General features: G+C 36.7%; 29 protein-coding genes. 12 read left to right on the plus strand and 17 right to left on the minus strand.

The features are described 5' to 3' along the window. Window positions 1–23: 23 nt before the first annotated feature. Window positions 24–884 (minus strand): alpha/beta fold hydrolase, encoded by an 861-nt coding sequence (locus RMA95_RS11755; RefSeq protein WP_311070765.1) that lies wholly within the window; start codon window positions 882–884, stop codon window positions 24–26. 137 nt (window positions 885–1021) lie between these two features. On the opposite strand from RMA95_RS11755, the gene RMA95_RS11760 reads away from it, so the two are divergent. After that, on the plus strand, window positions 1022–1477 hold the full coding sequence (locus tag RMA95_RS11760) for a hypothetical protein (protein WP_311070767.1): 456 nt from the start codon (window positions 1022–1024) through the stop codon (window positions 1475–1477). A 38-nt stretch (window positions 1478–1515) separates the two neighbouring features. Here the strand turns inward: RMA95_RS11760 and RMA95_RS11765 are convergent, their stop codons facing one another. The 3 genes from RMA95_RS11765 to brnQ form a co-directional block, all read right to left on the minus strand. Next, on the minus strand, window positions 1516–1761 hold the full coding sequence (locus tag RMA95_RS11765; protein ID WP_311070769.1) for a hypothetical protein: 246 nt from the start codon (window positions 1759–1761) through the stop codon (window positions 1516–1518). A 258-nt stretch (window positions 1762–2019) separates the two neighbouring features. Continuing rightward, entirely contained in the window at window positions 2020–2439 is a 420-nt protein-coding gene (locus tag RMA95_RS11770) for a heme-binding protein (RefSeq protein ID WP_212283806.1), read from the minus strand. A gap of 191 nt (window positions 2440–2630) precedes the next feature. Further along, window positions 2631–3932, minus strand: a complete 1302-nt coding sequence (gene brnQ / locus RMA95_RS11775) for a branched-chain amino acid transport system II carrier protein (RefSeq protein ID WP_311070773.1) — start codon at window positions 3930–3932, stop codon at window positions 2631–2633. A gap of 352 nt (window positions 3933–4284) precedes the next feature. Between brnQ and map the strand changes: the two genes are divergently transcribed. Further along, window positions 4285–5079 (plus strand): type I methionyl aminopeptidase, encoded by a 795-nt coding sequence (map, locus tag RMA95_RS11780; protein ID WP_311070775.1) that lies wholly within the window; start codon window positions 4285–4287, stop codon window positions 5077–5079. A 54-nt stretch (window positions 5080–5133) separates the two neighbouring features. Here the strand turns inward: map and RMA95_RS11785 are convergent, their stop codons facing one another. Then, on the minus strand, window positions 5134–6033 hold the full coding sequence (locus tag RMA95_RS11785; protein WP_311070777.1) for a LysR family transcriptional regulator: 900 nt from the start codon (window positions 6031–6033) through the stop codon (window positions 5134–5136). 246 nt (window positions 6034–6279) lie between these two features. Here RMA95_RS11785 and RMA95_RS11790 point away from each other — a divergent pair, with 246 nt between their 5' ends. Further along, the gene (locus tag RMA95_RS11790; protein WP_311070779.1) at window positions 6280–6603 is read left to right on the plus strand and encodes a hypothetical protein; all 324 of its coding nucleotides are present in this window, start codon (window positions 6280–6282) and stop codon (window positions 6601–6603) included. Window positions 6604–6649: 46 nt separating this feature from the next. Here RMA95_RS11790 and grxD read toward each other — a convergent pair whose 3' ends face one another. After that, complete coding sequence (gene grxD, locus RMA95_RS11795; protein ID WP_000138830.1) at window positions 6650–6991, minus strand: Grx4 family monothiol glutaredoxin; 342 nt, start codon at window positions 6989–6991, stop codon at window positions 6650–6652. Window positions 6992–7218: 227 nt separating this feature from the next. Between grxD and RMA95_RS11800 the strand changes: the two genes are divergently transcribed. Beyond that, window positions 7219–8427, plus strand: coding sequence for an aspartate aminotransferase family protein (locus RMA95_RS11800; protein WP_311070783.1), 1209 nt, complete (start codon window positions 7219–7221; stop codon window positions 8425–8427). A gap of 52 nt (window positions 8428–8479) precedes the next feature. On the opposite strand, the gene RMA95_RS11805 is transcribed toward RMA95_RS11800, so the two are convergent. From RMA95_RS11805 to RMA95_RS11815, 3 genes are all read right to left on the minus strand, one after another. Then, complete coding sequence (locus RMA95_RS11805; protein WP_004701271.1) at window positions 8480–8911, minus strand: CBS domain-containing protein; 432 nt, start codon at window positions 8909–8911, stop codon at window positions 8480–8482. A 136-nt stretch (window positions 8912–9047) separates the two neighbouring features. Beyond that, complete coding sequence (locus RMA95_RS11810; RefSeq protein WP_004701273.1) at window positions 9048–9422, minus strand: DUF2750 domain-containing protein; 375 nt, start codon at window positions 9420–9422, stop codon at window positions 9048–9050. 322 nt (window positions 9423–9744) lie between these two features. Continuing rightward, window positions 9745–9978 carry a hypothetical protein gene (locus tag RMA95_RS11815; RefSeq protein WP_002121063.1) on the minus strand — a complete coding sequence of 78 codons (234 nt, stop codon included), beginning with the start codon at window positions 9976–9978 and terminating at the stop codon, window positions 9745–9747. Between the two features lie 215 nt (window positions 9979–10193). On the opposite strand from RMA95_RS11815, the gene RMA95_RS11820 reads away from it, so the two are divergent. The 6 genes from RMA95_RS11820 to RMA95_RS11845 all read left to right on the plus strand — a co-directional run bounded on the left by RMA95_RS11820 (window position 10194) and on the right by RMA95_RS11845 (window position 14475). Next, window positions 10194–10553 (plus strand): hypothetical protein, encoded by a 360-nt coding sequence (locus RMA95_RS11820; protein ID WP_004701275.1) that lies wholly within the window; start codon window positions 10194–10196, stop codon window positions 10551–10553. A 100-nt stretch (window positions 10554–10653) separates the two neighbouring features. Beyond that, on the plus strand, window positions 10654–10980 hold the full coding sequence (locus RMA95_RS11825) for a hypothetical protein (protein ID WP_151683343.1): 327 nt from the start codon (window positions 10654–10656) through the stop codon (window positions 10978–10980). 107 nt (window positions 10981–11087) lie between these two features. Then, window positions 11088–12194, plus strand: coding sequence for a signal recognition particle-docking protein FtsY (ftsY, locus tag RMA95_RS11830; RefSeq protein WP_019458763.1), 1107 nt, complete (start codon window positions 11088–11090; stop codon window positions 12192–12194). A 187-nt stretch (window positions 12195–12381) separates the two neighbouring features. Then, window positions 12382–12978 (plus strand): nitroreductase family protein, encoded by a 597-nt coding sequence (locus RMA95_RS11835; RefSeq protein ID WP_004701282.1) that lies wholly within the window; start codon window positions 12382–12384, stop codon window positions 12976–12978. Between the two features lie 223 nt (window positions 12979–13201). Then, window positions 13202–13873: a DUF2057 family protein gene (locus RMA95_RS11840; RefSeq protein WP_039250578.1), complete on the plus strand. Its 672-nt coding sequence runs from the start codon at window positions 13202–13204 to the stop codon at window positions 13871–13873. Window positions 13874–13950: 77 nt separating this feature from the next. Next, the gene (locus RMA95_RS11845) at window positions 13951–14475 is read left to right on the plus strand and encodes a GNAT family N-acetyltransferase (protein WP_263613860.1); all 525 of its coding nucleotides are present in this window, start codon (window positions 13951–13953) and stop codon (window positions 14473–14475) included. 12 nt (window positions 14476–14487) lie between these two features. On the opposite strand, the gene RMA95_RS11850 is transcribed toward RMA95_RS11845, so the two are convergent. From RMA95_RS11850 to RMA95_RS11885, 8 genes are all read right to left on the minus strand, one after another. Further along, the gene (locus RMA95_RS11850; protein ID WP_263614983.1) at window positions 14488–14787 is read right to left on the minus strand and encodes a cyd operon YbgE family protein; all 300 of its coding nucleotides are present in this window, start codon (window positions 14785–14787) and stop codon (window positions 14488–14490) included. Then, the gene (gene cydX / locus RMA95_RS11855; protein ID WP_000270276.1) at window positions 14788–14889 is read right to left on the minus strand and encodes a cytochrome bd-I oxidase subunit CydX; all 102 of its coding nucleotides are present in this window, start codon (window positions 14887–14889) and stop codon (window positions 14788–14790) included. Window positions 14890–14902: 13 nt separating this feature from the next. After that, a complete protein-coding gene (gene cydB / locus RMA95_RS11860) occupies window positions 14903–16048 on the minus strand; it encodes a cytochrome d ubiquinol oxidase subunit II (protein ID WP_311070791.1) in 1146 nt (381 codons plus the stop codon). Beyond that, window positions 16045–17631, minus strand: a complete 1587-nt coding sequence (locus RMA95_RS11865; protein ID WP_263613858.1) for a cytochrome ubiquinol oxidase subunit I — start codon at window positions 17629–17631, stop codon at window positions 16045–16047. The genes cydB and RMA95_RS11865 overlap by 4 nt, the downstream gene beginning before the upstream one ends. Further along, a complete protein-coding gene (cydP, locus tag RMA95_RS11870) occupies window positions 17631–17825 on the minus strand; it encodes a cytochrome oxidase putative small subunit CydP (RefSeq protein WP_004701293.1) in 195 nt (64 codons plus the stop codon). Before cydP ends, RMA95_RS11865 begins: the two co-directional genes overlap by 1 nt. Before the next feature lie 382 nt (window positions 17826–18207). Beyond that, window positions 18208–18816 carry an OB-fold-containig protein gene (locus tag RMA95_RS11875; protein ID WP_086377691.1) on the minus strand — a complete coding sequence of 203 codons (609 nt, stop codon included), beginning with the start codon at window positions 18814–18816 and terminating at the stop codon, window positions 18208–18210. Between the two features lie 25 nt (window positions 18817–18841). After that, window positions 18842–19150 carry a Rieske (2Fe-2S) protein gene (locus RMA95_RS11880; protein WP_002050689.1) on the minus strand — a complete coding sequence of 103 codons (309 nt, stop codon included), beginning with the start codon at window positions 19148–19150 and terminating at the stop codon, window positions 18842–18844. A gap of 16 nt (window positions 19151–19166) precedes the next feature. Then, window positions 19167–20171 (minus strand): adenosine kinase, encoded by a 1005-nt coding sequence (locus tag RMA95_RS11885; RefSeq protein ID WP_233929883.1) that lies wholly within the window; start codon window positions 20169–20171, stop codon window positions 19167–19169. Between the two features lie 237 nt (window positions 20172–20408). Between RMA95_RS11885 and RMA95_RS11890 the strand changes: the two genes are divergently transcribed. After that, a complete protein-coding gene (locus tag RMA95_RS11890; RefSeq protein WP_311070797.1) occupies window positions 20409–22499 on the plus strand; it encodes a TonB-dependent siderophore receptor in 2091 nt (696 codons plus the stop codon). A 252-nt stretch (window positions 22500–22751) separates the two neighbouring features. Beyond that, window positions 22752–25691: an insulinase family protein gene (locus RMA95_RS11895; protein WP_311070798.1), complete on the plus strand. Its 2940-nt coding sequence runs from the start codon at window positions 22752–22754 to the stop codon at window positions 25689–25691. Window positions 25692–25709 lie beyond the last annotated feature (18 nt).

Genomic DNA, 25709 nt, shown 5'->3' on the forward strand with positions numbered 1-25709 from the left:
AGAGGCGAAAATAAAAGCGGTGATTAATGATTTATTTCTTGTTCTAAAATAGGCCAAAGTTTTTGATGTGATTTTTTAAATAACAGCATATGGCCAATTGATTTATATCCTAAATCTTTTGGATTAAGTTCAATCATTTTTTTATTTGCATTTGGATATAAACTTAATAATTCTTGTACGTTGCGTTTAGTTGCAATTTCATCATCATCAGCCCAAATAGCAGTAATTGAACACTGAATATCTGAATGAAAATCATAAAAAATAGTCTTGCCTATAGCATTTTTCACATATCCGGGACGGCTACAAAACTCTCGCCATTGTTGAGCAACTTTTTTAGGTAGATTTTCTCCCATACCAATAAATTGAGTTGCACCATAACCTTTAACAACACTAGAAACAGGGAAGATAAGATTAAACATAACTGGCGCTAGAAACTTGGTTTTTCCTTTAAGGCCTTTAATATGTCCAGTTGAGCCTGCAACCGTTATTACTTTTGCAACTTTATTATAGTTAGGTACGACTCCTAGTAATTGTCCACCCGCGCTGTGTCCAATAAGAATAACTTGGTTTGCTTTCGTTTTTGTTAATAAAGCATCAATTGCCGCAGGAATATCAAGTGTTCCCCAGTCGGTAATACTTGCGGTACTTTGTTTTAAAGCTCCATGTAGAGACTCGCCAATACCACGGAAATCGAAACTCAATACATCATGGCCTTGTTGACTTAGCCAAGTTGCAAAGGAGTGATAAAAGTTTTTAGTAATACCTGTTGCTGGACAAATAAGGACAGGGTATTCAGTTTTCTTTTCTTGAGCAGGATAAAATTGAGCTGCAAGCTGATAACCATCTTTACAGGTTATCCAAAAAGATTCAAAAGTCTTATCCATAGAGTTAAAGTGAATTGTCTAATCATTTACCTTAATGTACATGAGTTCTGAAAAGGTACTTGATTAAAATGTGACTACAAAGTCAAGATTTATGTTATACAGCTCATCAAATTTTAATAAAACGAATAACGGAAATTATGGAAATATCGAAAGCTGTACAGTTGGCTATAGTCTTTAGCGGTGTCTTTTTATGGATAGGAATGTTAACAGGAGTATGGAAATATTGGCAAATTCGCCATTCTGAATTAAGCCGTGCACATTATTATGTAGACATTGCACATAGAAGCAGTTTGCTTTATGCAGCAGCTACACTCATTTTGGCTGTATTAAGTTATTTTACGGTTTTAAATGAAGATATTGCTTTATGGTGTGTATTGGCAAATATACTATTTTTTAGCTTCTCAATTTTAGTTTATATCATCCACGGGTTTTTGCAGGATACGACCAATCAGTTTAAAAAACCTCATAGGTTAGGGCACTTTAATTTACCGACATGGTTGATGACTTTCATGATGATCGGTTTAATTGTTACTGAGCTACTAGCAACTGCTATTTTAGTTATGGGAACGATCTTGTTGTTCTTAAGCAAATAAAAAAATGGATGATCACTCATCCATTTTTAATCTTTGTATTACTGTGACTGACTCAGTCGTCTTTTAGCTAATTTTCGCATTTTGTGGTCGACAAAGGCCCATACACAAAATACGAAAGAAACAACCATGGCATACATAAAGTATTCGGGTTTGAGATTCCCTTTAATCATACCTTGAAACAGTAGAGTCAGCATAAGAGCAAGCGTTGTTACTCCATAAACAACTGAATCTTTACTGTTCAGAGTGTTAATGAAGACTTGTTTGTTGAAATGTAATGATAACATCTCCATCCCTCCTTGTGGTTGCGCTAAAACCGAATGTTTTAGTCAAGAATAAGTTTAATGTTGTACTTGTATTTTTAGCTTAATTCAATAGTCAATTGAAAAAATTTTGAACAGTTTTATGAAAACCTCTATATTTATAAATAGTTAAGGTATAAGAAAGGTAAATATTAAATATTTTTGTATAAAATACTTAATATTTTAGAAAAGAGAAATTTTTAGGTGAAAAGTGTAATAATTTCTCTTTTCTCTCATTTTAATTTAGTTGCTTTGTTTCTTTAAGAAGACATCAATTGCGTGTTGTGCAATTTCAGCATCTTCAAAAGATTGGACACCAGAAACACCAATTGCGCCTAAAATCTGGCCTTCATAAATAATCGCTTTTCCGCCTTCTAGCATACCTTTAGCACTTGGTAGACTTAAGAAACCAAGACGGCCATTTTGAAGAAGTTCTTCGTAAAATTTTGAAGGGCGACCGCTCATTGATGAGCATTTAGCCTTTTCTAGGCATATATGTGTACTGAGAGGAGAAGCGCCATCTAGGCGTTTCATAAGTAATAAAGAGCTTGTTTCATCAACAATGGCTATACTGACTTTGAAATTATGTTCGATTGCATATTTTTGAGCTTCTTCCATTAAAAACTCTGCATCTGCTAATGTTAGGTAATATTTAGTTTTCATTTATGCTCTTCTTTCCTGAGTAAGCTAAAAATTATTTTAGTGTAATATTACAGTAAAAATTAATTATATCTATAGTTGAATTGTCATTAAATACTGGTGTTGGAAATAAAATGCCGGTTGGGTAAACGCAGCATTTTATTCGATATATAAAATCATGTTTGGGTAAAACTCGATTTCAAAAAAACACCAGATTAAATGCTTTTATGTTTAACTTTGTCGATAAGGGTAGTCACCGCAAGAACAACTAAAGATGGGATCAACCATGCCAAGTTTTGTTCATTTAATGGTAAATGTTGAAGGAAAGTAGGAAGGTTATCCCCAAAACCAGCAACTTTAAGCCCATCGATAATTCCGAAAATTAAAGCAATACTTGTTACTGAACCAACAATAAACGATGGCTTATGCCAAAATTTCCAGAAGAAACTGAGCATAATAACCACAATAGCAGGTGGGTAAATTGCACTTAAAACCGGTACTGATACGGCAATGAGTTTGGTTAATCCAAGATTAGAAATAATGAAAGAGAAACCAACTAAGATGAAAACTAAAAGCTTATACGGTAACTTAGTGAGTTGGGCAAAATATTCACCACATGCACAAGTTAAACCAATTGCAGTAACCATACAGGCTAAGAAAATGAGGCCAGTTAAGAATAATGAACCCATGTTTCCAAAAGCATGTTGAACATATGCATGTAGGATTACAGCACCATTCGCTGCATTTGGTGCGACTTCATGGCTACCTAAACCTAATTTAAATAAGCTTAAATAAACTAAAGTTAGACCAACACCTGAGATAAGGCTGGCAATAATTGCATACTTGGTTACTAGTTTTTTATCAGTAACACCACGCGAATAAATTGCTTGAATAATGACGATACCAAATACTAAGGCACCTAAAGTGTCCATAGTGAGATAACCATTTACGAAACCTTCTGAAACAGGAGAGTTAACATAATGATTAATTGGAGCAGGAACATAACCCGCAGGAATCATAACCGCTGCAATACCTAAAATTGCTAAAGCGATAATTTTTAGAGGTGCTAGAACATGTCCAACTGTATCTAAAAGCTTGTTTGGATATAAAGAAACAATAGTTACAAATGCAAAGTAAATCGCACTGTAAATTAGAAGACTACTGCTTGATGTTCCAAAGTAAGACGAAAAACCAATTTCATAAGAAACTGTTGCAGTACGTGGCGTAGCAAATAAAGGGCCAACTGATAAATAACAGACTACTGTTAAAATCAGACTTGCGATACGACCTAAAGGTGAACTAATGATTTCAATGGAACCCTGCATACGAGAGAGTGCCATAATCGTAATTACGGGTAAGCCAACGGCAGTAATCAAGAAGCCTATGGCAGCTAACCATACGTGATCACCGGCTTGTTGTGCCACAATGGGAGGAAAGATAATATTGCCAGCCCCAATAAAGAGGGCAAAGGTCATAAAACCTAAGGCAATAATATCTCCGGTACGAAGATGTTGCATAAATTAAATTTAACAAAAAAGAAAGAATTTTAGAGCAAAAGAGATCATGATCAAGCGCTATTTTATGTGAAAAAGCTTTTTTTCAGGACTTGAAAATCATTCAGAGATATGAAAAATATCAATTGGTTAAGTTATCTATTTGAAAAATCATTGAAAGAAATAAAGAAAACAGTTTTTAAGTCTGACTTTTTAAGGAAATTATGTAAAAATAAAAATATAAAATACGATTATGAATGTTGAATATTTGGGCATTTAAAGCTTTCCGCCTATCCTATATCCATTCTAAAATACTCTAAATTAACTAACATTTTTGTAGGCATGGTAAAAACAGTCCCTACGAGGATAAAATTGAATGAGAGCTTCTACTGTTACAATTAAAACTGAACAAGATCTGGAAAAATTAAGAATTTCTGGGCGTTTGGCTGCACAAGTTTTAGAAATGATAGGGAAGTATGTTAAGCCAGGTGTAACAACTGAATATTTAGATAATATTTGCAATGATTACATCGTAAATACTTTAAAAGTTATTCCTGCTAATGTTGGTTATCATGGGTTTACAAAAACAATTTGTACCTCAGTGAATGAAGTTGTTTGTCATGGTATACCTTCGCCAAATAAAGTTTTAAAAGATGGCGATATTATTAATATTGACGTAGCAATTATCAAAGATGGCTACTTCGGTGATACGAGCCGTATGTATTATGTGGGCAACGTAAATCCACATGCGAAAAAATTAGTTGAAACGACCTATGAGGCGATGGTTGCTGGTATTCACACGGTTAAACCAGGAGCTACTTTAGGTGATATAGGTTATGCCATTCAATCAGTTGCTCATCGCGAAGGATATAGTATTGTCCGTGAATACTGTGGGCATGGTATTGGTAAAGTTTACCATGAGCAACCTAATATTCTGCATTATGGGCAACGTGGCCAAGGTTTAGTTCTGAAGAAAGGTATGGTCTTTACGATTGAACCTATGGTTAATGCAGGGAAACCTCAAGTTAAAGAATTAAATGATGGTTGGACGGTTATTACTCAAGATCTTTCTTTATCTGCTCAATGGGAACATATGGTTGCTGTTACAGATACAGGTTTTGAATTACTGACACCATGGCCAGAAGGTGTGGGAAGCTATCCGGAAATTTAATAGTTATAAAAAAGTTCGATAATTTATCGAACTTTTTTTATGGAGCTTAATTTATTAATGTTCTGAAAGTTGTTCCACAAGATAATCAATAAATACACGCACTGCTGGGAGTAATCCTCTACGAGAAGGATAAACAGCATGGAATATACCGTGAGCTGCTTTCCAATCCGGCAAGATTTGCACAAGTTGCCCCGATTTCACAAAGTCTTCAGCCGCTGTGTCAGGTAACAACGCAATACCACAATTTTGACTCGCAAGTTGGGCGAGCATGTAGATATTTGTTCCCATTACAGTTGGACTAACTTTCACTTTTTTTAGCTGGTTATCTGGACCGTGTAATATAAATTGTTGATCTAAATGTTCTTCAGACAAACTTAAAATTCGGTGATCACTTAATTCTTCAGGTGTCTTAATATTACCAAACTCATTTAAATAAGCTTGGCTCGCAAAGAGACTTTGTTCTATCAGTGAAAACTGTCTAAGGACTAGGCTAGGGTCATCATCTAATTTTGATCTGACGCGTAGAGCGACATCAATACCTTCATTAATAACATCAACGCGGCGGTTACTTACAATCAGTTGTAAACGAATCTCAGGGTATTTTTTTAAGAATGCCGGTAAAATTTTAGGTAGCTGGTTTTGTGCAATGTCTACCGGAACACTTACTTTGACTACACCTCTCGGTTGAATACTTAAGTGATCAACTAAATCATGGGCTGCTTGAGCAGCATTCATCATGACTTGCGCGTGTCTATAGATATCCATCCCGATATCGGTAACAGCAAAATGACGAGAACTACGCTGAATTAAGCGAACCCCTAAATTTTCCTCTAAATTATAAACACGACGACTTAATTTTGATTTTGGAATGTCGGTAACACGTTCGGCAGCACTAAATCCACCATGCTCAACAACAAGGGCAAAACAATAAAAATCATCAAGATCTGTGAGCATTAAAATATCCTATTTATGCAACACTAAAGATTTTACATTATTAGTTTTGCAACGATAAAGTTTGATTTTAATTTTTTGTAAAAAGCTTATAAATATGACTTAAAAAGGGGGATTTAGATAATTTGAAATTTAAATGTAATTACATTGGAATGTGTTTGTCGTTTATTATATGGAGTTGAAAATCAAATATGGCGTTCATGCCTTAATTTTCATAAAATATATTTTTCTCGATTTTTTTCTTAAAGTATGTCTTACCAGTTAGTTGAATTACAGAATGCAGAGGCTAATATTCTTTGCCCAATTTGTAAGCTTGCGGTTATTGATTGGACACAAGAGCAGTACGTTCAACCTTGTCAACATACATTATTCATTGCGATGGATTTGGGCTTTGAATTTGTAGCCGACCGTTTTGAAGAATGCATGACTCAAAATGTAGATGAGTTACATGAAGATCCGAATATGAATATTTTTGATGCGATAATGACTACACCATATAAAAATCTAACTATTTTAAAAGCAGATCTTGGTGTAGATGGTTTATTTCGTTATGTGGGTATAAGTGATTGTTAAATTCATGAGTATAAAAAAGCCAATCTTTCGATTGGCTTTTTTATTATTACGCTTCTGGAGCTGCGCTGTATTGTTCGATTAATGGTTTTAATTCGCCATTTTGGAACATTTCGAGCATGATATCACTACCACCAATAAGCTCACCATTTACCCATAATTGTGGGAAAGTAGGCCAGTTTGCAATTTTTGGTAAAGTTGCACGAATATCAGGGTTTTCTAAGATGTTCACATATGCAAATGGACGACCAATTTGACTGAGCGCCTCTACTGCACGTGCAGAGAAACCACATTGTGGAAACTGTGGAGTGCCTTTCATGTAAAGTAAAACGGGATGCTTCGCAATTTGATCGCGAATTAACGCTTCAGTATCACGTGCTTGTTCAGTCATATGTAGATCCTCAACTAATCTTGCAGCATTATAGGGGGTGTTCACATTGCTTTGCAAACCACCTTGTTGCTTAAAGTTGCATAGAATATTCAATATTTTATTGTATAAACCGAAGTGATAGTAAAAAGCAGACGAAATTTTAGATAAATGAGTGATGAGACTTTTCATCAGCGCAAGTTTTTGTTTATATAAACCCTTCTTAAAACCTCATACAGACAGAGTTCGTGATGACTGATATTACCCTAGCTCCAGTACAACCTGATCAACCAACACACTTAATGGCTACTTATGGTCGCCAAGCGATCAGTTTTGTCCGAGGCCGAGGGACATATCTTTATACACAAGATGGTACAGAATATTTAGATGCATTAACGGGTATTGCTGTCTGTGGTTTAGGACATGCTCATCCTGCTATTGCTGAAGCTATTGCTGAACAAGCAGCAACACTCGTACATACCAGTAATTTATTTGAAATTCCTTGGCAAACTGCTGCTGCTCAGAAGCTTGCTGAAGTTTCTGGTATGGAAGAAATCTTCTTTTCAAATAGTGGTGCCGAGTCAAATGAAGGTGCAATCAAAATTGCTCGTAAATTTGGTACTCAACAAGGTATAAGTCTGCCAAAGATTATTGTGGCTGAACAATCATTTCACGGTCGTACTTTGGCGACACTTTCTGCAACTGGTAACAAGAAAGTACAAGATGGTTTTGCTCCTTTAGTAGAAGGCTTTATTCGAGTGCCATTTGGTGATATCGAAGCGATTCAAGAAGCTGCTCTACAACATCCAGATATTGTTGCTATTTTGATTGAGCCGATCCAAGGTGAAGGTGGTATTAATACTGCGCCACAGGGATTTAGCTATTTAGAAGAAGTTCGCCACCTTTGTAATCAGCACAACTGGTTGATGATGTTAGATGAAATTCAAACTGGTAATGGTCGTACTGGTAAATACTTTGCATATCAACATACCAATATTATTCCAGATGTTTTAACCACTGCTAAGGGATTAGGGAATGGTTTTCCTGTGGGTGCTGTAATGACCCAAGGTAAAGCTGTAGGCTTATTAGGGCCTGGCAGCCATGGGTCGACTTATGGTGGTACGGTATTGGGTTCTCGTGTGGTTTATACGGTAATTGATACGATCCAGAAGGAAAATGCAGTAGAGAATGCAGCAGTAGTGGGTAACTATATTGTTGATCAATTACGTGCTCAATTAGCAGATAAAGGCGTACAAGTGCGTGGTTTTGGTATGATGATTGGTATTCAATTACCTAAAGATTGTGCTGAACTTGTTGCGATTGCTCGTGATGAATACAAGCTTATTATTAATGTAACAGCAGGTTCTGTAGTTCGTTTATTACCTCCAATTAATATGACTCAAGCTCAAGCTGATATTTTGCTAGAACGTTTAGTTGCTTTAATTATCAATTATCTTTAAGTTTTAAAGACAATAAAAATGGGCGTTAATCGCCCATTTTTATTTTGTACGTTTAGCCAGAAATATATTGCTTTAATTGTTCAATTAAAACTTTTTGGTCTTCCATTGCTGCTTTAACTAAGTCACCGATTGAAATAAAACCAACTAGTTTTCCATTTTCTAATACAGGTAAGTGACGTAAATGACGATCGGTCATGAGCTGTAAACATTCTTCAACTGTATTGTTTAGGCCTACAGTGATTACTTTTGCTGTCATAATTTCAGCAACTGTTGTGCTATAAGACGAGCGTTCCATTAGAGTTACTTTTCGAGTGTAATCACGCTCAGATAGTATTCCAACTACTGTTTCACCCTCTGCTACGACTAAAGCTCCAATTCCTTTTTCAGCCATAATCGTGATTGCTTCAAGGACAGTTGCTTCGGGTGAGATTGTGAAAATAGCTTGTTGTGATTTGTTCTTAATTACTTGTGCAACGATAGTCATTTCTTCTGTCCTGTTGTTTTATCATTTTGATTTAAATTAGCCTGATTTTACAAAATTGCAAAGACTCGATAGTCACTCAAATACAAGTTTTATGCTCAAGCGTTCAAAAAGCACTCTATATTTGGTGGCTTAAAAATTAAGCTACCTGCCATTTAGGATGATTAAAAAAGAAATGATGCATTTGCTGAGTAGATAGCTTTAACTTGCGGTGAGATGAATTAAATAAAGCAGGGGTAACTTTTAACCGTGTTAAGGTTGGTAGTAGAGATTCATGGAAGTCTTTTGGAGTGATTTTTCTAGGTTTGTAATTAGGCCAGTGAGTTTTAGCATATCGATGCGCTTGAACTCCATTTAGCCAAAATGGGAAAATGAAATCTTCCTGATCCGATTTAATGGCCCATCCTTCATCAAATAGTCCCCAAAGAACCCCGCAGTACATCATGGTTCTTAAAATATAAATCTTGATCATCAAGTCTTTAGAAACCGGTTGTAGATTACTTAAATTATTCATTTTTCAATTTAAAGGTTTTTAACTTATCTAGCTTATTATAAGAGAATCAGATGACATTTCAGTTTAAACAGGTGTCAAAACGTAAACAAATATTGATGACTAGAAATATCAATGATAAATACCAAATGAAAATATTGTTTTCGTAGTTATTGAAGAAGCTTATTATGCTTATGATTCATTTTGTTTTTTATAGACGTAAAAAACGCCACCTGAGCAAGACAAAGCGACTAAAGCTTTGGTGAAGCGCAAGAAAAATAGCAATTTAGTTTGTCTATATTGAATTTTTATAGGCATAAAAAAACGCCACCTAAGTGACGTTTCTTTATGCTTGCATGGTGGCCAGTTTCTGCCAATATTGTGCTTTCAGGGAGTCACGTTCAACACGGAAACCTTGATAGTATAATTCTGCTAAGAATAGTGCAGCTTTACCGTGACCAGCACGAGCAACTTCTTCTAACTGTGCAACTGCATCTTGGAAATTCATTTGAGAGTGAATTGTGTTAACTGCAGTTGCGTATACATGTTCTAAATCATGATGAGAGATACGTTGAATCATATAAAACTCCTTATTGTAATTATGATTACTTTTTCTAAAGGTCGCTGCCTTTAATCTAATTTAACTTAGAATTGTTAAACTAATATTACAGATTAATTGATTTGTCAACTATTGATCAGCTTTCTTTATTTCACTATTAGGATACATGATTAAACATTATTCGCAAATAATTTTGAGTAAAATCAATATGAGAATAAAAGACAAGGAGAATAACTATGACAAATACAATCGATGGCTTTGTTTTTGATACTCCTCCTAAAGAGGACCAAATAATAGAGCTTGCTCATTATCATCGTAAATTATTAGACGAAGCAATTTTTCATCAAGAAATACATTTAGGTGATTATTGTTTGGCACAAAGGAAACGCGTTTTTGATTACGCTAGCCAATTAGATCCTAGTCAAAAAGCTCAGTTCTATAATATATATGATGGTGAGCTTAGAAAAATTGCAGATGAAGATGAATTGCACCCAGCAGATGCAGAAGAAGGTTTGAGCATTTTTGCTATGTTTCTTGTTTTAGTGATTATTGCTGCAATTTTATACTTCTCTGTAATTCGATCTCTAATCAGCTAAAGTTTACGATCCAGTAAGGATAAAGAATATTAGCCTTACTGGATTTTGATCTTGTGCTGAAGTGCATTGAACCCTACACTACATAAATTAGAGGTAGGTCATGCTCACATTCAAACAAAATTTACTTAAATTAAAGTCTGAGTTAAAGGCAGAGCAATGTTTTAATCTAGTTGTGATTATTATTATTGCCTGTATTTTTGTACTTTCTTATTTAGCATTACTTCGTCCTGTCAATTCAGAGCAATACCAAAGAATTGTACAACTTTCTCGACAGGCGACTTATCCTAGAACTCAGGATATGGCTGAGTTGATTATGACTCAATCTGAGATTCATCGAGCAGAGTATCTGAAATTAATGCATGCTTATCAATTTGAACACAATCATATCAAAGAATATCCAGCATTAGCGCAAGAAGATACTCAATAAGTATTGTCTTTATTTCAACAAGGTTTTGCTCGCTATTGGAGCAGGCAAAAACTTGAATTTATGCTAAACTTTCCGTTTTTTAACACGCTGCTTTTCAAGGAATCGGCATGCAACAACAATCGAATATGCAAAATAAATTCTTGATAGATGCTGAGATCGGGGATGACGATGTCACATTGCCTAATTTACCTGCTATCGATGTTCCTATCGTTGAATCACCTGTTAAGCAAGAAGTAAAAGTTGAAGAAGCTGTTGAAACTGCACCTTCTTTAGAGTCAGAAAAGCCAAAATCTGGTTTCTTTGGACGAATGAAGGATGGTTTGACTAAAACCCGTCGTAATTTCACTGATGGTATGGTCAACATCTTAATTGGTGGTAAAGAAATTGATGATGAGTTGCTTGAAGAAGTAGAAGAGCAGTTATTAGTTGCTGATATTGGTGTTGAAGCAACCAAAACAATTATTACCAACTTGACTGAACGTACCGCTCGTGGCGATTTGATTTATTCACATTCACTTTATAAAGCTTTACAAGAAGAGTTGGTTGCTTTGCTTGCGCCTCGTGTTAAGCCTTTACATATTGACCCAAATAAATCGCCATATGTGATTTTAATGGTTGGTGTGAATGGTGTAGGTAAAACAACGACAATTGGTAAACTTGCTAAGCGTTTACAAGGCGAAGGTAAAAAAGTAATGCTAGCTGCAGGTGATACATTCCGAGCAGCTGCTACTGAACAATTGCAAATTTGGGGTGAGCGTAACGATATTTCTGTTGTTGCTCAAGGACACGGTGCGGACAGTGCTTCGGTTATTTTTGATGCTTTTGAAAGTGCACGTGCAAAAGGTATTGATGTACTAATTGCGGATACCGCAGGTCGTTTACATAACAAAAGCAACTTGATGGAAGAGCTTAAGAAAGTTAAGCGTGTTATGCAAAAAATTGATGCAACCGCACCGCATGAAATTATGTTAGTAGTGGATGCTGGTACAGGGCAAAATGCAATTAACCAAGTACAAGAATTTGACCAAGCAGTGGGATTAACTGGTATTACTATTACTAAGTTAGATGGTACTGCTAAAGGTGGTGTACTGTTCAATATTGCAAGCCGTACTCATGTGCCAATTCGTTTCATTGGTGTTGGTGAAAAAATTGATGATTTAAGACCGTTCTCGGCGAAATCATTTGTAGCAGCATTATTTGAAACAGAAAAATAATGTCTAGTTAAGTTGATAAGACCTCACGAAATAGTGAGGTTTTTTTATATTAATATCTTTTTTTATTGTTGCGAAAATAAAACGAACTGTCATATTTTTAATGCTGATTATAAGAAATGAGTTTCATAGACTATATTCATTCCCAAACAACGGCCAATGGTCAATCAAATAGGTAGGAAATAACAAAATGTCTACTTTCTTAGATAAAATTAAAAACCGTCGTACTATTTATGCAATTGGTAAAAATGTTGCATTAGATCGCACTAAAATTGAAGAAACAATTCGTGAAGCGGTTAAACATAGTCCATCATCATTCAACTCACAATCTTCACGTGTAGTGACACTTTATGGTGAATCACATGCTAAATTTTGGAATTTAGTTCGTGAAGCATTACGTAAAATTGTTCCTGCAGATTCTTTTGCTGGTACAAATGCAAAAATTGATAGTTTTGTTGCTGGTGTTGGTACAGTATTATTTTATGAAGATCAAGCTGTTATTAAAAGCTTACAAGAGCAATTTGAATTATATGCAGACAACTTCCCAGTTTGGTCTGAACATTCAACTGCAATTGCTCAGTTCGCAACTTGGACAGCACTTTCAGAGCTAGGCTTAGGTGCTTCTTTGCAGCACTATAACCCAATTGTTGACGCAGATGCTGCTGCTGCATTTGATGTACCTGCAAATTGGAAATTACGTGCTCAGCTAGTATTTGGTTCTGTTGAAGCTCCTGCTGGTGAGAAAGCATTTATTAGCGATGAAGATCGTTTTAAAACATTCAACTAAGTTTGGTTGATGAAAAGAGCACCTTGAAGGTGCTCTTTTTTTTATGCTTGAAAAATGGGTTGTAACTTTGTTTTAAAATAGATAATGACTAAAATTCAATAATATATTTTAAAAAAATTAAGGCTAAGTTTGTATAAATAAAGCTTGTCATAAAATGGTCATAATCATGTTGCATATTGCTCATGTTTTTACAAACTATTAAATATTATAGAGACGTGAACAGATGACTTTAAGATTAAGTGTTGCTGCGATTGGTTTATTACTCAGCGGTTCAGTATTTTCAGCAGTTACAATTACAGCACCAGAGGAAATTGTAATCCTTGCGGTGAATGGTCAAGAAGTCAACTCTGGATTATTTCGTTCTTCTAAAAATAGTTACAAAGTCGATGCCGGCGAAACAAACTTAAGTGTACGTTATCAAGAATATTTTGAACATTTAAATGGTGAGCACGATATCGTTAAGTCGGGCGTGGTTACAATTCAAACACCAACATTAAAAGACGGCCAAACTTATAAGCTGGCGATGGTTGATGTGCCAAAAAAATATGAGCAAGCAAAGAAATATGCTGAGCAACCAACAGTGGCTTTATATAATTCAAATAATGAACTAGTTGTTCAGCAAACTGGTGCAAACAATGAAGCAAAACCTTGGTTTGCAACTGGCTTGTTGGGTAAGGTAGCTGATTTTACAACAAAACCTTCTAAACCTCAGCCTCAAGCTGTTTATGCTGCTGCCAAGCCATCTACTTCTCAAGTTACTACATCTGTTGCTGCAACGGTTCCTTCGACAGGTGCTGCGCAAAGTAATGATCAACGGTTGGTTGAAGTGTGGCAGAAATCTTCTAAAGCTGAGCGTCAAAAATTTATGGCTTGGTTAGCTGAACAATCAAATTAATCAATTGCTATTCAAAATAAAGCCGATTTAATATCGGCTTTATTTTTTAGAATATTTTAAATAGCCTAAGTATATTTATGATAAATTTAAATTTCCGTTTAGCTAAAGTGAGTGATATTCCCTCACTTGTAGATTTGATTAATCAGGCCTATAGAGCGCAACAAAGTAGAAGCTGGACAACTGAAGTTGAATTTGTAAAAGGCCAACGTATTAGTCAAGAGCAATTGAAACAGCAATTAGAATTACCTAACTCAGTATTATTGGTTGCAGAAATAAATTCTTCACAAATTGCTGCATGCATAGGCCTTACATTTCAAAACAACGCGGTTGAGATAGGAACATTCTGTACCGATCCTAATTTACAGAATATGAAAGTAGGTCGTTCGGTTCTGGAGTACGCTGAACAGTTTGCTTTGCACAAAGTACCGGAATTGGACAGTGCCATCATGTATGTTTTGAATGTGCGTTCAGAGCTAATTAGTTATTATGAGAGACGCGGATATACAAAAACAGGCAATCAAGAACCATATCCACTTGAAGCAGATGTTGGAGTTCCACTTGTACCTATTAAGCTGATTGAAATGAAAAAGGACCTCAAATGAGGTCCTTTTTGTTTAGGTTAGAAACCAGATGTAATAGCCTAAAAGCATGAGAGGCCAAGCTATCCATGGACTAAACAACCATTTCCATAACCAGAAGTGGGGTACAAAACCAACACCATAAATGAAGCCTCCAGAAATTCCCACCATGACCAGCATAAGCTGGCTATGATTGTAGTGTCCGTTTGCATCTAACATTAGTGAAGGATGAACCAGTAAAATTGCAGCAAGCGGCAATGCCAACAGAAATGAAATGGCCATTGCAAATGCTTGAGCTTTTCGTTGATTTGATGCTGTCATTGCGTTTGCCATGATTTATTCCTCATCTAAATTTTGATGATGTTCGATATAAAGAGCACTCAATACACCTGCAAAACATGCCATCAAAATCCCAAGAATCCATGCGAAATACCACATTTGCTTCTCCTTATTAGTACAAGCTGTGCGAGTTTGACTCGATATGTTTGTTGGTAATCACGCCCCACATTTTGTAATACGACCAAGTTGTATAGAGCAAAATGATTGGAACAAAAATACATGCAGCAACAGTCATAACACCTAAAGTACGGTGACTTGATACAGCATCCCACATTGTTAAGCTAGAGTTCGGGTTAATACTCGATGGCAATAAAAATGGGAAGAGAGCAAACCCAGCAGTTAAGATTGCACCTACAATCATTAAGCTTGTACCGGCAAAGCTTAAACCTGCTTTTGCTTTTGATGCTGTAAAGAAGGCAAGAATTGCCCCTAAAATTGCGACAACTGGAGCAACCTTAGTGATCGGATAGCTGGTGTAGTTGTTCATCCAACCTGGGTTGTTATTTGTGATGACTTGTTTAGCTAAAGGATTAAGAGCAGCATTTGGATCAATTATAGCAGCATAGCTATAACCAGGAACTTGACCGAAGTATAACCATGCCCCAATTACAAGGAAACAAACCAAGAATACTGCTGCCATAATTTGGGTGGCTTTAGCAGAACGCTGTTTTAAAGCGCCGTCTGTACGCAGCATAAGCCAAGCACCGCCGTGCGCGCACAGCATAGATAAACTGACGATACCGCAAACTAAAGCAAACGGATTAAGAAGAGCAAAGAAGCTACCCGAATATTCAGAGCGCAATGTGCTATCTAAACTAAAAGGAATACCTAAGAATAAATTACCGAATGCTACACCGAAAACTAGAGCAGGCACGGCACCACCAATACAAAGGCCCCAGTCCCAAGAGTTGCGCCATTTTGTATTTTCAAGTTTAGAACGATAGTCAAAACCTACAGGGCGCAAGAATAGGGCAAATAGCACAAGTAATAAGGCCCAATACATTCCGGAGAATGCAACTGCGTAAACCATAGGCCAAGCTGCAAATAGGGCGCCACCTGCGGTAATAAACCAGACCTGATTACCATCCCAGTGCGGTGCAATAGTATTGATAGCAGCACGACGTTCGTTATCAGTCTTGCCGACAAAAGGCATGAGTGCCATTGAGCCCATATCGAAGCCATCAGTTAAAGCAAACCCTATGAGTAAGACCCCAACTAACACCCACCATATGATTTTTAGGAGTTCGTATTCAATCATGATAAAACCTCCCCATTAACAGGTGCTTTCGGCTCTTGTTTTTCAAAATGATATTTACCAGTGTGAAGAGAACTTGGCCCTAAGCGAGCAAATTTAATCATTAAGTACATTTCAATAATTAAAAGGACGGTATAGAACGCTGCTAATGCGAGGATAGAGCCCCATACATCACCTGTACTTAAACTCGAAGTTGATAAGTGTGTCGGTAAAATCTCACCGATAGACCAAGGTTGACGACCTCCTTCAGCGACATACCAACCTGTTTGTGCAGCAATCCACGGAAGAGGTAACGCAAACAATGCGTATTTGAGTAACCAAGGTTTATTTTCAGCATTTCTTTTTGCTACAGCCCAAGTGGCTAAAATGAAAAGAAGCAACATTAAGAAACCAGAGGCCACCATTGCACGGAAAGAGAAGAACAATGCAGTCACATTTGGAACAGTGTCTTTGACAGCGGCTTGAATGTTTTGTTCACTTGCATCTACGACATTTGGTGCATATTTTTTAAGAAGTAGGCCATAACCTAAATCTTTTTGGTTTTTCTCAAATGAAGCTAATAACTCTGGTGAGCGATCACCAGCACGTAGTTTTTCAAGTTCAGCATAAGCAAGCATACCGTTGCGAATACGAACTTCATGCTGCTGCATGAGATCTTTAAGACCAGTAACTTCTTTAGTTGTTGAGCGAGTTGCAATTAAACCTAATGCATAAGGAATTTTAACTGCATAGTCTGTTCGCATTTCTTCATGATTTGGTACACCAAATAAAGTAAATGGCGCAGGTGCAGGGTGAGTATCCCACTCGGCTTCAATTGCAGCGAGTTTAGTTTTTTGCACATCACCTAGCTCATAACCAGATTCATCACCAAGCAAAATCACTGAAAGTGTAGAAGCAAGTCCGAAAATTGCGGCAATTGCAAATGAACGGCGAGCAAAAGGAAGATCACGTTTTTTAAGCAAGTAATAGCTTGAAATCGCGAGTACGAAAATCGCACCTGTTACATATCCAGCAGAAACAGTATGTACAAATTTTACTTGCGCAACTGGGTTGAAAATAAGTGCGCCAAAATCGACAAGCTCCATACGCATGGTTTCGAAGTTAAATGCTGCGCCAACAGGGTTTTGCATCCAACCATTGGCAACCAAAATCCAGAGAGCTGACATATTAGAGCCAAGAGCAACTAACCAAGTTACACCTAAATGTTGTACTTTGCTCAGACGGTCCCATCCGAAAAAGAATAAACCGATAAATGTCGACTCAAGGAAGAATGCCATTAAGCCTTCAATTGCCAGTGGTGCACCAAAAATATCACCTACATAGTGTGAGTAATATGCCCAGTTTGTCCCGAATTGGAACTCCATGGTTAAGCCTGTAGTTACACCTAAGGCAAAGTTAATACCAAATAATTTTCCCCAAAACTTAGTCATATCTTTGTAAATTTCTTTACCAGATATCACGTAAGTTGTTTCCATAATGGCCAGAATAAACGCAAGGCCTAGGGTCAAAGGTACGAAAAGAAAGTGATACATTGCGGTCATAGCAAATTGGAACCGCGAAAGATCAACCACGCTTTCAGAAATCATCAACGTGTCTCCTTAATGTGGGAAGTGTTATCGCCTGCAATATGCTCAGCGACTTGATTGTCGAAATTTTTGGGGATAGTGGGAGCATCAAACCAAATATGTTTGATTGTTAAGAGAAGCACGACTTTAATTATTAGAATAATCGTAATTTCTCTAACTAATTTGGCATTAATATCTAGATTTTTAAGGCTCATAAAATAAACCTCGATACATATTAATTTCATTATTAATCAAAATATATTAAAAATAAACAATAAATATATTTTAAATAAAAACTTAATTATCTTTTTTATACAAAACAATAACTTATAAATTTAAATAATTTTAAATAAAATATCTAACTAAAATGGTATGGATTGATTATTAAATCCAACTAAAACACTTGTAAATAAATATATTAAGTTGATTAAAATAGTATGGTTAAATTTAATTCTGATTAAAATGGTTGGATATAATAAAGGTGTTTTTATTTCAAACTAAAATAGTTGGATTAATTTTAATTAAAGAAAATAATAGGATAGAGAGAAGTAATAAAGCCTGTAAAAAGCGATAAAAGGCTAAAGAAATTAAAAATAATTAATCAGGAGCGAAAAGATCGTTTGAGAGAGAAATTTTCTTGGCAACGTAATGGCTTTTATGAACTTTAATAAGAATCACTTGAGAATATAGTTCTAACTCACCAAATTCTGGTTCAACTTGTACATAGTGTAATTGACCGAACTCATCACGGACACGCGCTTGAGCTGAAAAACCGGGTCTGGCACTACCACTGGAAATCGTCGCTAGTCGTCCTAACAGATTGTAATTGGTATGGGTAAGCTTTGGTTTAATCACTTGGTCAAGACAGTGGATCATAAACACTGTAAAAAAGATTGCGATGACCAGCGCAGGAATAATTAAATAAAAAGGAGTAATAAAGTAATGCTGTATTGCAAAGAAAGAGAGTTGTAAGAAATAACCTGCAAAGCTGAAATTAATAAGTAAAAAAACGAAAATTAGAGCTTTAGAAAACTTAACATTCAGTAATGGCGAGTTAGTAAGCCAATCTGGTGCAATTTTTTTTAGTAGTTGGCTTGGGCGTAACCCAATATACATACCAATGGTTTCTACCACGCTGAGCAATATCAAAGCCACAACACTTAAATGAAATGGCATAAGATAATAATTAAAAAAGAAATCAGCCATGGTAGAAACTCTAATGTTGATGATCTCAGTCTACGATATAAATACCGCCATCTGAATGTACTTTAATCTCAACTTTATTTAAAAAATCACCTAAACAAGGACCTGAAATACATTCGCCTGTTTCCACGTTGAATAAAGCACCGTGAGTAGAGCATTGAATATATTCTTTGTCTTGGTCTAGAAATTGATTTTCTAAATATTCAAGTTCGGTTTGTAAATGTGGGCATAAATTCTGATAGGCATAGAATGAGCCATCACGCTGTGTAATGAAAATAGTCGTTCCTTGTAAAGTGTCAAAAGCTCTAGCTTCACGCTCAGGAACTTCTTCCGTCATACAGATCCTTTCCATTTCAAGCACATTCCTTCTGAAAATTTTCGAGGAGTTTAGCATAGTCATTAATGGCTAAACGAGGACCAAATTGAGACACAACTTCACTAGAAATTAAGATGGCTAACTGTGCAGCAGCAGTTAAGTCTTCATGATGGTTTAATGCATAAAGGAATGCACCCGCAAAAGCATCACCAGCACCATTTGTATCTACAGCTTCGACGTGACGGCCTGGTACATGGAAATGTTGAGTTGGGTTTGCAACTAGAGCACCTTTTGCACTTTGTGTAATCACAACAGTATGGTTTTTAAAACGCAATTGAGTGAGAGCATCTTCAACTGTAGCGGTATTGGTATACATTAAAGCTTCTTGCTCATTACAGAACAATAAATCTACACCATCATCCATAAGTTCTTCTAAGCCTTCACGGGCATATTGAACCATTGCTGGGTCTGATAAAGATAAAGCGATTTTAACACCGTTAGCTTTTGCAATTTCTCGAGCTTGTTTTACTGCTTTACGAGCTGTTTCACTTGTAGAAAGGTAACCTTCGATATAAAGCCATTTTGCTGTTTTAAGTGGCTCAAAATCGATTTGATCTTGAGAGAGTTCAGCCGTAATACCTAAATAGGTATGCATGGTACGCTCAGAGTCTGGGCTAATAAGTACCATACAGGTACCTGTTACACCTTCACTGATTGACTTTGGGGTAGTTTGGATGCCTGCATCATTTAGTCCTTGTAGGTAAATTTCACCTAATTGATCATGACCAACACGACACCCATAAAAAGCGCTACCACCTAATGCACTAAAGGCTACAGTTGTGTTTGCAGCAGAGCCGCCACTTGCTTGGCCTTTATAATCTTGAGTTTGCTTTAAATTTTCATATAAAGCAGATTGTGTTTCACCATCAGACAACTGCATTGTGCCTTTTTGTAAGCCTTGCTGACTAAGAAAATCATCAGACACTTTAAATTCTTGGTCGATTAATGCATTACCAATTGCAAAAAGATCTACAGTTGCCATATGTGTTGTCACAGAATAAAAAATCAGATCGATAAGTTTACACCATTGCTCACATTTGCTGTAGTTTGTTGAATAAAATTCAGGTAATTCAGCGGCTAGCAGAGTTTTATTGTTTACCTAAGCAATTGAAATATTCTTTTTAATAAATATTATCAATTAATAATGATTCTTGATAATATTTACAAACGTATAGTATTTCATTGAAACTTCGCCTGAAATTATTCATAGCGAACTTACATGAAACGTTCTATTTTATTTATTTCATCAGTTGGGGTTATAACAGGCCAAGTATATGCTGCAGATACAGACTCTCAGGCGGTAACCAACCTTCCAACAATTTCAGTCAAAGCTGACAAGGAAATCAGTTTAAAACAAGAAGTGGGACAAGCATCAAGTGCAACTAAAGGACTTATGCAATTAAAAGATGTTCCTCAAATTGTAAATGTCGTACCTAAGCAAATTCTAAGAGAGCAGACTGTGACCTCTATGCAAGGTGCCTTGCAAAACGTTGCTGGTTTGAGCTTTAGTGTCGGTGATGGACAGCGTGATCAAGTCATGATTCGCGGTTTCTCAGCAATCACAGATAATTATGTAGATGGTATTCGCGATGATGCATTGTATTTTCGTGATATGTCGAATGTTGAGCGAGTTGAGGTACTAAAAGGACCTGCTTCCGTACTTTATGGACGTGGTTCAGCGGGTGGTTTGGTCAATAAAATTAATAAAAAACCAATGGATCAATCTTTGCGTGAAGTGAGCTTGATTGGTGGTACTACAGGTCAACGCCGTGCAGAAGTCGATGTGAATGAAAAAGTCGCAGAGAATGTTAAGGTTCGTTTAACTGGCGCAGTTGAAGATTCAGATGGTTATCGTGATCAGGCCTTTTTAAAACGTCAGGCGGTGGCTCCATCAGTACAGTGGGATATTAGCGATAAAACTAAACTTTTACTTCAGGCTGACTATTTGCATGATGATCGTTTAGCTGATCAAGGCTTCCCGACAGATCCAATTACAGGTAAACCTGTTAAGACAAATCCTAAAACTTTTTATGGTGCATTAAACGGTAAAGAAGTCGGGGATGTTGACACTGAAATCTCAAGTCAAACTATAAGTTTGGATCATGAGTTTAATGATCAACTCAAATATCATGGTGCAGTTCGCCACTATAACTACTCATTAGACCGTCAATATAGTGTTGATACGCATCCTGCTGATAAATCAAAAATTACTTTGACTCAAAATAAACGCTTGCGTAATGAAGATGGTGTGTATGTTCAGCAAGAGTTGAGCGCTTTATTTAATACAGGTTTCTTAAAGCACAATACCTTAATTGGTGCTGAATATAGTAAGCAGCATAAAGATGAGATACTTTGGCAAGGTGCTAAAACAACCACTGATTTATATGATCCTAAATTAGAGTACTGGGCACCTATTAATACCGGAACAACAGTTGCGCGTAATAACAATAGCAATACCTTTGAAAACTACGGCGTGTATCTGCAAGACTTAATGACAGTGACAGACCAGCTTAAAGTTTTAGTTGGTTTACGTTATGACAATCTATCTCAAGATCGCAATGATAAAGTGAAGTTTCAAATATTAAATAGAACTGATAACACCTATTCTCCACGAATCGGATTGGTTTATCAGCCAGTAAACAATCTTTCACTTTATACTTCTTATAACCGTTCTTTCCAACCTTTAGCTGATTCATTTGTTTTATATACAAATAGTGCTGATTTAAGTCCCACAAAAACTGAAAATTATGAGGTGGGTGCGAAGTGGGATGTAAATGATCAATTGAATGTGACATTGGCTTTGTTTGAAATGAGCCAAACTAATATTCAAAACCAAGATCCGGCTAATCCAAATCAAGCACTGTTAGCGGGTGAGCAAAAAACTAAAGGTGTTGAACTCTCGTTAACAGGTCAGTTGACTGATCAGTTGTCAGTGCTAGCTGGCTATTCTTATATGGATGGTAAGATTGAAAAGTCGACTATTGGATTTACGGGGAATCACTCAGCGCTTACACCAAACAACACTGCTAACCTGTGGTTAAAATATCAAATTAATGATCATTGGTATGCGGCTGTAGGTGGTCGTGGTGAATCATCGCGCTTTAGTGCACCAGATAACAAAAACGTTTTACCAGGTTATGCAGTTGTGAATGCGGCCTTAGGTTATCAAAGTGAACGTTATGATGTGAACTTGAACTTAAATAACTTGTTTGATCGCGATTATTTTGTTTCAGGTCATAGTGGAGCAAATGATTCAAACATGATGGGTGACCCATTAAATGCACAAGTTGCTCTTCGCTATCGTTTTTAATTAAAAAAATATCAAAAAAGCTCATCGAAATGATGAGCTTTTTTATTTGTTGTATAGGATATAGATAGTATTAAAAGGTTTTGTTCTGCTAGGATACAATGATGCGGGCTATGTGCTTGATATCAAAGCTATGCCTATGAAAACTAATACTCAACAAAAACATAGTATTTTACTTGGCTTTTGTTCGCCAATCTCAAGCCGACTCAGGCTATAATGAGACTTATTCACTTATCCGATATGTTAGGAGATCACATGACTGTAGATGTCACTGAAACCATTTCTCAAACTGTTCACCCTGCGTTTCAGTTGCTACGTCAGCACCATGTTGAAGCATTAGATATTTTAGTGTCTGAATATAAGCATAAAGTCACAGGTGCGGTGCATTATCACTTGGCAACTGATTATGATGAAAATGTATTCCTTGTTGCGTTCAGAACACAACCTATGGACTCTAAAGGAACTGCACATATTTTAGAGCATACCGCTTTATGTGGTTCTGAAAAGTTTCCTGTACGTGACCCATTCTTTTTAATGATTCGCCGTTCATTAAATACATTTATGAACGCGTTTACAGCAGCAGATTGGACAGCATATCCATTTGCAACGCAAAATAAGAAAGATTTCCAAAACTTACTCTCTGTTTATCTAGATGCTGCTTTTTCAGCAAATTTAAATCCTCTTGATTTTGCTCAAGAAGGTATTCGTATTGAACTTGAAAATGATCAGCCTGTATATAAAGGCGTAGTTTTCAATGAAATGAAAGGTGCGATGAGTGCGCCATCTGATCAGCTTTATCATCAGTTGGCTCATCATCTATTCCCTGAAACTACATATCACTACAACTCAGGTGGTGATCCTAAAGATATTCCTGACTTAACGTATGAACAGTTAGTCGAATTTTATAAAACTCATTACCATCCAAGTAATGCGGTATTTATGACTTTCGGTAACCAAACAGCGTATGAGTTACAAGAGCAATTTGAAAAACTAGCTCTACATAAGTTTGCTGCGGGTACAACTTTATATTCAAAACCAGAAAAACGCTTAACGGCACCTGTTGAAGTCACTGAAACTTATGCTGTTGATGGTGATGATTTGAAAGACAAAACTTACCATGTATTGTCTTGGTTGTTACCACAAGCGAGTGATATCAAACTACGTCTAGGTATGCGTTTGGTCGAAGGTGTGTTACTTGAAAACTCAGCGTCACCACTACGTCATTATTTAGAAACTTGTGGTTATGCTCAGTCAACTGGTCCATTAATGGGCGTAGATGACAGTAATTTTGAAATGACATTCTACTGTGGTGTTCAAGGTTCAAACCCAGAGTATGCAGAAAGCTTTAAAGATGGTGTTTTAAACATTTTACGTGAAGTGGCTGCAAAACCAATTGATTCAGCTTTGGTTGATGCGATTTTGCATCAAATTGAGTTGCATCAACGTGAAATTAATGGTGACGGCACACCATATGGCTTAAGCCTGATCTTAAACGGTTTAAGTGGTGCTATTCACCATAATGACCCAATTCAGATTTGGGATGTTGACAGTGCGATTGCTCAGGTCAAAGAAGAACTTCAAGACCCAATGTGGTTATCTAATCTGATTCAAACACATTTGTTAGATAACCCGCACCGTGTACAAATGACTTTAGTACCGGATGCAACCAAGTCAGTAAAAGAGCAAGAAGCTGAAAAAGCACGTTTAGCCGCGATTGGTGAAAAGCTTACTGAAGAAGACAAAGCAGAGATCATTGCTAAAACCAAAGCGTTACAAGAGCGTCAAGATACACCAGACAATCTTGAGCTGTTACCAAAAGTAGGTTTAGAAGACGTTCCAGCTGACTTGCATATTGTACAAGGTCAATTGCGTGAAATTATCTGTAATCGAATGGATACGCCGTTGAATTTGTATCATGCTGGAACGAATGGTATTTACTATCAACAAGTCCTCATTCAGATTCCTGATGATGTGGTTAAATCACCATACTTCAATTTGCTCTCTATTTTAATGGGAGAGGTTGGTGCAGGTGAGTACGATTATCTTGAACTCCAAAACTTACAAACAGCTGTAAGTGGTGGTTTGGGAATGGGTGCTTCGTTACGCAGTAAGGTTGATGATAAAGACAAAATTAGTGCTTGGTTAACTTTAACGACTAAATCTTTAACTCAGAAGTTCGATGCGATTCATTTATTAAAATTAGCATTTGAACAACTTCGTTTTGATGAGAAAGAGCGAATTATTGAGTTGTTACAGCAACGTAAGACACGCTGGCAGTCTCGTTTGTCGGGCGCGGGCCATAGTTATGCGATGCAAATTGCTTCTCGTAACATGAGCGCATTAGCTCAACGTGACTATCAAAACACTGGCTTAGGTGCATTGAATTGGTTAGGTGAGCTTGTTACTAAAATTACCCAAGACGATGCCGCTTATGATGCACTTATTGCTGAATTGAAGCATATCCACACCAAATTATTGCAAGCACCTAAACAGTTCTTATTGGTATGTGAAGAGCACCAGTCAGAGCGTTTAGTTGAAGAAATTCAAAATGTTTGGGATAAATTAAACGTTGATACAGCAGCGGCTGAGTTAACCCAAGTCGAGCAAGAAAATGATAATGAACATGAAGCTTGGTTAATTCAAACCAATGTTCAGTTCTGTGCCTCTGCATATCAAGCTGTGGACGTATCTCATCCGGATGCAGCACCTTTAATGGTATTAGCAGCCTACTTGCGGAATGGTTTCTTGCACAGTGCTATTCGTGAAAAAGGTGGTGCTTATGGTGGCGGTGCTAGTTATGATGGAAATGCATGTTCATTCCGTTTCTTTAGTTACCGTGACCCACGTTTAGCTGAGACGTTTAAAGACTTTGAAGCAAGTGTGCAATGGTTGTTAAATACAGAGCAACAACCTCATCAGCTTGAAGAAGCAATTCTTGGTTTGGTGGCGAGTATGGACAAACCTGGTTCACCAGCCGGTGAAGCAATTACAGCATGTTATGCACTGTTACATGCAAGAACTCCAACTTTCCGTCGTACATTACGTGAAAGATTATTGCATGTGACTTTAGAAGACTTACAACGTGTCGCGCGTCAATATTTAATTGAACAAACACCTGTAAAAGCTGTGGTTGCACCTTTTGCAAAACGTGATGAATTGCAACAACTGGGCTTTACGATTAAACAAGTTAATTAAAATAAAAATTGGAGATGA

The sequence above is a fragment of the Acinetobacter sp. V110_1 genome, from assembly GCF_031798975.1.
GTDB lineage: Bacteria > Pseudomonadota > Gammaproteobacteria > Pseudomonadales > Moraxellaceae > Acinetobacter > Acinetobacter nosocomialis_A.

Bases quoted from the DNA above. Each gene is read 5' to 3' on its own strand.
- RMA95_RS11755 (WP_311070765.1), bottom strand. From the start codon at position 884: ATGGATAAGACTTTTGAATCTTTTTGGATAACCTGTAAAGATGGTTAT.
- RMA95_RS11760 (WP_311070767.1), top strand. From the start codon at position 1,022: ATGGAAATATCGAAAGCTGTACAGTTGGCTATAGTCTTTAGCGGTGTC.
- RMA95_RS11765 (WP_311070769.1), bottom strand. From the start codon at position 1,761: ATGTTATCATTACATTTCAACAAACAAGTCTTCATTAACACTCTGAAC.
- RMA95_RS11770 (WP_212283806.1), bottom strand. From the start codon at position 2,439: ATGAAAACTAAATATTACCTAACATTAGCAGATGCAGAGTTTTTAATG.
- brnQ (WP_311070773.1), bottom strand. From the start codon at position 3,932: ATGCAACATCTTCGTACCGGAGATATTATTGCCTTAGGTTTTATGACC.
- map (WP_311070775.1), top strand. From the start codon at position 4,285: ATGAGAGCTTCTACTGTTACAATTAAAACTGAACAAGATCTGGAAAAA.
- RMA95_RS11785 (WP_311070777.1), bottom strand. From the start codon at position 6,033: ATGCTCACAGATCTTGATGATTTTTATTGTTTTGCCCTTGTTGTTGAG.
- RMA95_RS11790 (WP_311070779.1), top strand. From the start codon at position 6,280: ATGTCTTACCAGTTAGTTGAATTACAGAATGCAGAGGCTAATATTCTT.
- grxD (WP_000138830.1), bottom strand. From the start codon at position 6,991: ATGACTGAACAAGCACGTGATACTGAAGCGTTAATTCGCGATCAAATT.
- RMA95_RS11800 (WP_311070783.1), top strand. From the start codon at position 7,219: ATGACTGATATTACCCTAGCTCCAGTACAACCTGATCAACCAACACAC.
- RMA95_RS11805 (WP_004701271.1), bottom strand. From the start codon at position 8,911: ATGACTATCGTTGCACAAGTAATTAAGAACAAATCACAACAAGCTATT.
- RMA95_RS11810 (WP_004701273.1), bottom strand. From the start codon at position 9,422: ATGAATAATTTAAGTAATCTACAACCGGTTTCTAAAGACTTGATGATC.
- RMA95_RS11815 (WP_002121063.1), bottom strand. From the start codon at position 9,978: ATGATTCAACGTATCTCTCATCATGATTTAGAACATGTATACGCAACT.
- RMA95_RS11820 (WP_004701275.1), top strand. From the start codon at position 10,194: ATGACAAATACAATCGATGGCTTTGTTTTTGATACTCCTCCTAAAGAG.
- RMA95_RS11825 (WP_151683343.1), top strand. From the start codon at position 10,654: ATGCTCACATTCAAACAAAATTTACTTAAATTAAAGTCTGAGTTAAAG.
- ftsY (WP_019458763.1), top strand. From the start codon at position 11,088: ATGCAACAACAATCGAATATGCAAAATAAATTCTTGATAGATGCTGAG.
- RMA95_RS11835 (WP_004701282.1), top strand. From the start codon at position 12,382: ATGTCTACTTTCTTAGATAAAATTAAAAACCGTCGTACTATTTATGCA.
- RMA95_RS11840 (WP_039250578.1), top strand. From the start codon at position 13,202: ATGACTTTAAGATTAAGTGTTGCTGCGATTGGTTTATTACTCAGCGGT.
- RMA95_RS11845 (WP_263613860.1), top strand. From the start codon at position 13,951: ATGATAAATTTAAATTTCCGTTTAGCTAAAGTGAGTGATATTCCCTCA.
- cydX (WP_000270276.1), bottom strand. From the start codon at position 14,889: ATGTGGTATTTCGCATGGATTCTTGGGATTTTGATGGCATGTTTTGCA.
- cydB (WP_311070791.1), bottom strand. From the start codon at position 16,048: ATGATTGAATACGAACTCCTAAAAATCATATGGTGGGTGTTAGTTGGG.
- RMA95_RS11865 (WP_263613858.1), bottom strand. From the start codon at position 17,631: ATGATTTCTGAAAGCGTGGTTGATCTTTCGCGGTTCCAATTTGCTATG.
- cydP (WP_004701293.1), bottom strand. From the start codon at position 17,825: ATGAGCCTTAAAAATCTAGATATTAATGCCAAATTAGTTAGAGAAATT.
- RMA95_RS11875 (WP_086377691.1), bottom strand. From the start codon at position 18,816: ATGGCTGATTTCTTTTTTAATTATTATCTTATGCCATTTCATTTAAGT.
- RMA95_RS11880 (WP_002050689.1), bottom strand. From the start codon at position 19,150: ATGACGGAAGAAGTTCCTGAGCGTGAAGCTAGAGCTTTTGACACTTTA.
- RMA95_RS11885 (WP_233929883.1), bottom strand. From the start codon at position 20,171: ATGGCAACTGTAGATCTTTTTGCAATTGGTAATGCATTAATCGACCAA.
- RMA95_RS11890 (WP_311070797.1), top strand. From the start codon at position 20,409: ATGAAACGTTCTATTTTATTTATTTCATCAGTTGGGGTTATAACAGGC.
- RMA95_RS11895 (WP_311070798.1), top strand. From the start codon at position 22,752: ATGACTGTAGATGTCACTGAAACCATTTCTCAAACTGTTCACCCTGCG.